Source organism: Methanospirillum hungatei, assembly GCF_020216685.1.
GTDB lineage: Archaea > Halobacteriota > Methanomicrobia > Methanomicrobiales > Methanospirillaceae > Methanospirillum > Methanospirillum hungatei_B.
The window spans coordinates 1-6,261 of sequence record NZ_JAIWNS010000239.1; the positions used below are offsets into that span (position 1 = coordinate 1).

General features: G+C 47.6%; 3 protein-coding genes. 2 read left to right on the top strand and 1 reads right to left on the bottom strand.

The genetic code is table 11. The annotated features are described in order from the left end of the window. The first annotated feature begins 381 nt into the window (after positions 1-381). Entirely contained in the window at positions 382-3,402 is a 3,021-nt protein-coding gene (locus LDL35_RS13890; protein ID WP_304023496.1) for a PAS domain S-box protein, read from the top strand. Positions 3,403-3,611: 209 nt separating this feature from the next. Next, a complete protein-coding gene (locus LDL35_RS13895; RefSeq protein ID WP_304023498.1) occupies positions 3,612-3,995 on the top strand; it encodes a hypothetical protein in 384 nt (127 codons plus the stop codon). 85 nt (positions 3,996-4,080) lie between these two features. On the opposite strand, the gene LDL35_RS13900 is transcribed toward LDL35_RS13895, so the two are convergent. Beyond that, on the bottom strand, positions 4,081-5,898 hold the full coding sequence (locus LDL35_RS13900) for a PAS domain-containing sensor histidine kinase (protein ID WP_304023500.1): 1,818 nt from the start codon (positions 5,896-5,898) through the stop codon (positions 4,081-4,083). Positions 5,899-6,261 lie beyond the last annotated feature (363 nt).

Below are 6,261 nucleotides of genomic sequence, written 5' to 3' on the forward strand. Positions count from 1 at the left end.
TTTAAGCCCAATTTTAACAAAATAATTCATCAACTACTGGTTAGAGATTACAGAGTTAAGTTTACATGAAAATTTAAACGCGTAACTTCTATTCTCTTCACCGGTCGGGGTCGTGAGGAGGTTGCCATTGAGGCCCTCAATTTTGGGGCGAACTTTTACCTGCAGAAAGGAGGGGATCCAAAGGCCCAATTTGCTGAACTAGCCCATAAGGTACGGCAGGCCATCCTCCTCAATCAGACCGGAAAGGAGCTGCACCGGTCCCATCAGGAACTCTCACGGGCGACGAACCGGTATAAGGCCCTTATTGCTGCTTCAAACACCGGTGCATGGGAGTATCATGGCGATACCGGGTATACCTGGTGCAGCCCTGAGTACTTCTCCATGCTGGGGAGGGATATCACCGCGTTTGATCACGCCGGGGCGATGGATGTCAAAGAAGTGTGGGAGGACCTCATCCACCCTGATGATCGTCAAAAGGCTGTAGATACCTTCCTGGCATATGTGAACCATCCGGTCGGGATGTATGAGCAGTACTTCAGGATGCTCCATGCTGACGGGCATTCTGTCTGGATCTGGTCAAGAGGCAGGACCATTCTTGATGATGACGGGACGCCCACCCCGATCACCGTCGGGACGCATATCGACATAACCAGGCAGAAAGAGCAGGAGGAACAGCTGCTAAAGAGCCATGATGAGATTCAGGCTGCATATGACGTCATTGCAAAGACCGGTGAAGAGCTCAGAGCAAGTCTGGACAGGCTGACCATCCAGGAACAGGCCCTCCGGGAGAGCGAAGAGAAGTTTCGGACGCTCTTTGAGAGTGCTGCTGATGGTATTCTCATCCTTGAAGACGGGAAGGTCCTTGACTGTAATCATCAGGCAGAAGTCCTCTTCCGTCTCTCAAAGAACCAGATTATCGGACGATCGCCTGCAGAATTAGCCCCACCCTTCCAGCCAGACGGGGTCTTGTCCCATGATCTGTGTGCAGAGAAGATTCGCACCGTATCAGCGGGAGGGCCGGTCAGGTTTGAATGTGTGCACCAGAATTCTGATGGAAGAGAGTTTTTTGCAGAGGTGACGCTCCAGCAGATCAGCATACAAGGACGTGCATATCTCCAGGCGTTCATCAGGGATATCTCTGACCGGAAACGTGCAGAGATGGAACTTATCAGAAAGAACGAAGAACTGGCAACGGCATACGAAGAGATCCTCTCTGCTGAGGCAGAGGCACGGGAGAGCCACGATCAGCTCATCAGAAAAGACCTGGATCTGCAGGAGACGAAGAGCCGTCTTGATGATATCATTGCATTTCTCCCTGATGCAACCTTTGCCATCAATCATGAAGGGGTGGTGATTGCCTGGAACCGGGCGATGGAGGAGATGACCGGGGTTATGGCAGAGGATATGGTCGGAAAGGGGAATTATGAGGATGCTCTCCCGTTTTATAATGAACGGCGACCAATGCTCATTGATCTGGCCCTGACCGGTGATGAGACCATTACCGAGCGGTATCCGTATATCTCCAGAAAAGGGTCATTCTTCTACAGTTCGGAGATTTATCTTCCCCATTTTTACCAGGGACGGGGAGGATATTTCTGGTTCACCTCATGCCCGTTCTTTGATCCTGATGGGAATATCACCGGTGCGATAGAGTGTATCCGTGATATCACCGACCGCAGGCGGGTTGAAGAGGCATTGGAGAAGCATCTGGTTGCTCTGACCCGTCCTCTTGATGACCCTGCCCTTTCGTTTGATGAAATCTTCGATATAAGAGAGATACAAAAGATTCAGGATGAGTTTGCAGAAGCAGCAGGGGTTGCCTCAATTATTACCCACCCTGATGGGAGGCCTATTACCAGACCCAGCAGATTTACCCGTCTTTGTAATGATATTATCCGGAAGACAGAACTGGGATGTAAGAACTGTTACCGATCAGATGCGATCATTGGCAGCCCTCATCCTGATGGCCCGGTTGTGCAGCCATGTATGAGTGGAGGGCTTTGGGATGCTGGTGCGAGTATTGTTGTTGGAAACCGGCATATCGCGAATTGGCTTATTGGACAGGTGCGAAATGAAAACCAGAGTGAAGAGGCGATGCGGGAATATGCCAGAAAGATCGGTGCTGATGAAGAGGATATTGCTGCTGCGTTCAGGGACGTTCCATCCATGTCATATGAGCAGTTCTCCACGATTGCCCGGTTTTTATTTACGCTTTCGAAGAAACTCTCGGAGTCTGCTTACCAGAATGTCCAGCAGGCCAGGTTTATTGTGGATCTTGGTCAGCAGAATAAAGAATTATGTGAGACCCAGAACAGGTTACGGGAGAGTCAGGATTTTCTGGATTCTCTGACCAGGACAATTCCTGGGGTGGTGTATCAGTTTTATGCACAGCCGTCAGGGGAGATGGGTCTTCGATATGTAAGCACCCGGGCGGAGGACATCCTGGGAATAACCATCGATTTTGATACGTTTTTTGACCGGTTCACGACCTGTGTGGATGAGCGGGATCGTGAGGCATTCCTCAGGTCAATTGCGGATGCCGTCAGGGAAGAGAAGCCCTGGGAGTTTGAAGGACGGTTTATCAAGCCGACAGGAGAGGTGATCTGGTTCCAGGGGAGTTCGATCCCGGTCAGAGAGGGAGATTTCCTGACATTTAGCGGCATCATACTCGATATTACGAGGAGAAAACAGGCCGAGATTGAGTTGCTTGAACGAAATAGGGAGCGTGAAGAGACTTTCAAGGAGGCTGCGACGCTGAGTGAGTCGTTACGTGAGGCCAATAAGAAGCTCGCTCTGCTCTCCAGTATCACCAGGCATGATATTCTAAACCGCGTGAGTGTGCTCATGGGATACCTGGATCTGGCAGCCGATCTGCCGGCGATTTCTGATGAACTCATGATATACCTGAAGAAATGTTCGTCGGTGACGTCAGATATCGCCCGCCAGATAGAGTTTACCAGGATCTATCAGGATATCGGGACTCACGATCCGCTTTGGCAACGTCTTGATGAGATGGTTGGGAATGTCTCCATACCGCAGGATATTTCGCTGGTCTATGTACCAACCACGGTTGAGATCTATGCCGATGCCATGATGGTGAAGGTGCTTGAAAATCTCTTTGAGAATGCGTATCGGCACGGGGGGACGGTGACGACTATCTCGATCTCTACGCGAAAGGATGGTGATCGTCTGGTTATTCTGGTTGAGGATGACGGGGCCGGAATTGCCGATGATGAGAAGGAGAGGATATTTGAGCGGGGGTATGGGAAGAATACGGGGCTTGGGCTCTTTCTTGCACGAGAGATCCTTGCCATTACCGGTATCTCCATCACTGAGACCGGAATGTTTGGGAAAGGGGCCAGGTTTGAGATTGTGGTGCCGGAAGGGAGATGGCGGGTGTGAGGGACGGGGAGGATAGTCTCAATTGGTTTTGTACGACAGGCAGAGACGATGATTCCTCAACGGGTTGTTTGCTCATGCTTCATCCCGAAAGGAGCAAAACGTGAACCACTTGAAAATCCTCGCGAGAAACCGGGACCCTGAAAAAGATTGCAAGGCTTTTTGGTAAGCATGATTTTTTCCCTGATACATGCAATCACTATCCTGAGTAAATGACTCTCTTACCCTCATCCCTTGGGCAATGCCTCGTATGCAGAAGAGATATCTCCGGAAAATCTGCTGAAAAACATCTGATATCACATAGGAAAAAGAAATCTTCAATGCCTGAGGCTTATCTGATAGAGGTTACCGCTGAAGGCCACCCTGAATACTGGATGTGTATTCGTTCCTCTCTCCCTGATGCAACCCTTGAAGATATCGACCTCCTCTTTTGGGATATGTGGATGGGAGATGACCACATACGTTCGTTTCTTATTGAAGGAGAAGAGTATACCTCATATCCTGACAGTTCGGCGATGAACGTTCAGGTGGGGAAGATCTTCAGACCTGGGATGAGCTGTACATATACCTGTAATTTCCATTCACCAATGGATTAAAATCGTCGCTGAAAACTGGTGTGCCGGTCTTTCCCGGACCGCAGGTAATTACCGGTAAACGCCCGGACGCAACTGAGATAAATGATCATTTACTCAATTTATCCGCACCAGCCTGCCATGCTCCTTTTGGTACCGTGATCTCAAACCGTGCTCCCTTTCCTGGAGTTCCACATTCCCGGATGGAAAGCCCGGTAATTGCCAATATGTCTCTGATTAAAAATAATCCCATTCCTGTGTTTTTTCCAAATCCCCGCTCAAATATTTTCTCCTTCTCATCATATGATATACCTGCCCCGTCATCACTATATACGATGATAAGGTCTGATCCTTCATGGATAAGCGTAAACGAGATCTTCGTCACCTGCTTTCCATGCCTGAGGGAGTTATCGATGAGATTGAAGAAGACTTTCTGAATGAGGGGGTCTGAATACACCATGACCTTTCCTGTCTCTATGGTTACCGTGATATCAGAAAGAGCCATCTCCCTGACTACAAGCGTGATGATGGTTTCAAGGTCAAACCACTCAGGAGCATGGACGCCGATGTCCTGGTAATACCGGGAAAATTCTATCTGGCGACGAATAATCCGAAGTCCATCCAGTGTATCATGAATTAACTCTTGTGAGGCAGTATCTTCTATGGTATCCTGTGCCAGTTCAAGAGTAAGAAAGATTTCAGTAAGGGTGTTTGCAATATCATGGCGGGAGATGGAAGATAGAATATTGAGTTTCTTATTTGCCAATTGGATAGCCTTTTCCCGCTGTATTCGCTCGGTGATATCAGTTCCAAGACTGATAACTCCGGTGAACCTGCCATCAGACTCCTGGAGAACAAGGTTTGTCCAGAGAACAGAGTGTTTGTGATTATTCTTAGAAATAAGTGAGTATTCAAGCTGGGGAGGTACCTTTTCCTCCTGGATATATTGTATGAAGGTGTCCCGTACATGCTCTTCAGGAGGGGTGTATGTAGAAAACCAGTCTGCGCCCAGAATTTCCTCTTTCTCACATCCGATAACCTTGAGGAGGTGGTTGTTCCCAAAAACAACCGTACCATCAGGATTCAGCATCACGACAATGAGTGGGACATTTTCTATCATCTCACGGTACCGGCGTTCAGATTCACGGAGTTCATCCTGGGCCTTTTTCCGGATGGTGATATCATGGAGGAGGATGAGCATAACCTTCCCGTAGGGTGCAAAATAGACTTCAAATGTCCTCTGTGATGCGTCTTTTGCAGTAATCTGATAGACACGAGGGAGAGGTTCCTGGATCTGCCGGTCAATTTTCCAGACCTGTTCCCGCCACATATGATAGGCCTCCTCCTGATCAGAGGGATCTGGTAAGAATACACGGATGAGGGTCTGCATGTCGGGAAGATCGTCCAGAGTAAATCCAAGTGATCTGGTCACTTGTGGATTGATATAGGCGATGGAATTATCCCTGTTGACGAGTATCATCCCAAGCGGGGTAATCTCAGTGATGTTACGAAACTTCTCCTCACTCTCCTGAAGATCTGCCTCAAACGAAGATCTGACTTCCAGTTCATTTTTCAGAAGAATGTTCGTCATATCAAGAGCCTCAGTTTTTTCCAAAAGCTGACGCTCCAGTTCTGAAATTTTCGTTTCCAGGTTTTTATCCGGTTCTGATGCCTTTTTTGAAGCAATCATAAGAAGAATTGCACAGCAGATGAGAATTTCTCCGATGATATGGACTGACAGGCCGGCAGAGAAAAGATCCGAAAAATCCCCTGCTATTCCGCCAGAAAGTATGGCGAGGCATCCGATGCTTCCAATAATGATGACATATCTCTTCAGGTTTTCAGAGGAATAATATACAATACCGGCAATCAGGATTAAAATGAGGAGGAGATCTGGTAAAATAGTCTTAAGCAGTACAAAATCCATGAGCGGTATCCTAATATATCCCTGTTCGGAAGAGAATTGATCCGTACCCTCTTCATGAGCATGTTTTAGCCTCTTTGGAGGATGAGATCATTTTATCTGTGTAAATTTATAATTTTGTATTTGTACATGTTATGATGTATTTTTCTGTTTAATCTGGTTCATATCAGATGTCCGGTCTGTTTCGGTATAAATATGGCGATATCTATTAATGATTCTGAAGCTATATGGCTTATTAGGTATATCGAAGAGGACAGTTCAGTCAATATATCTGATGAAGGGAGGATGGAATGCCGGATGCACATTTTTTGGGTACTGATTTGGATTTAGACAAGCATCCGGATTCCTCTGTCTCTGTTCTGTATG

Coding starts and splice junctions, on each gene's coding strand:
- LDL35_RS13890 (WP_304023496.1), top strand. CDS start 382: ATGCTGGGGAGGGATATCACCGCGTTTGATCACGCCGGGGCGATGGAT.
- LDL35_RS13895 (WP_304023498.1), top strand. CDS start 3,612: ATGACTCTCTTACCCTCATCCCTTGGGCAATGCCTCGTATGCAGAAGA.
- LDL35_RS13900 (WP_304023500.1), bottom strand. CDS start 5,898: ATGGATTTTGTACTGCTTAAGACTATTTTACCAGATCTCCTCCTCATT.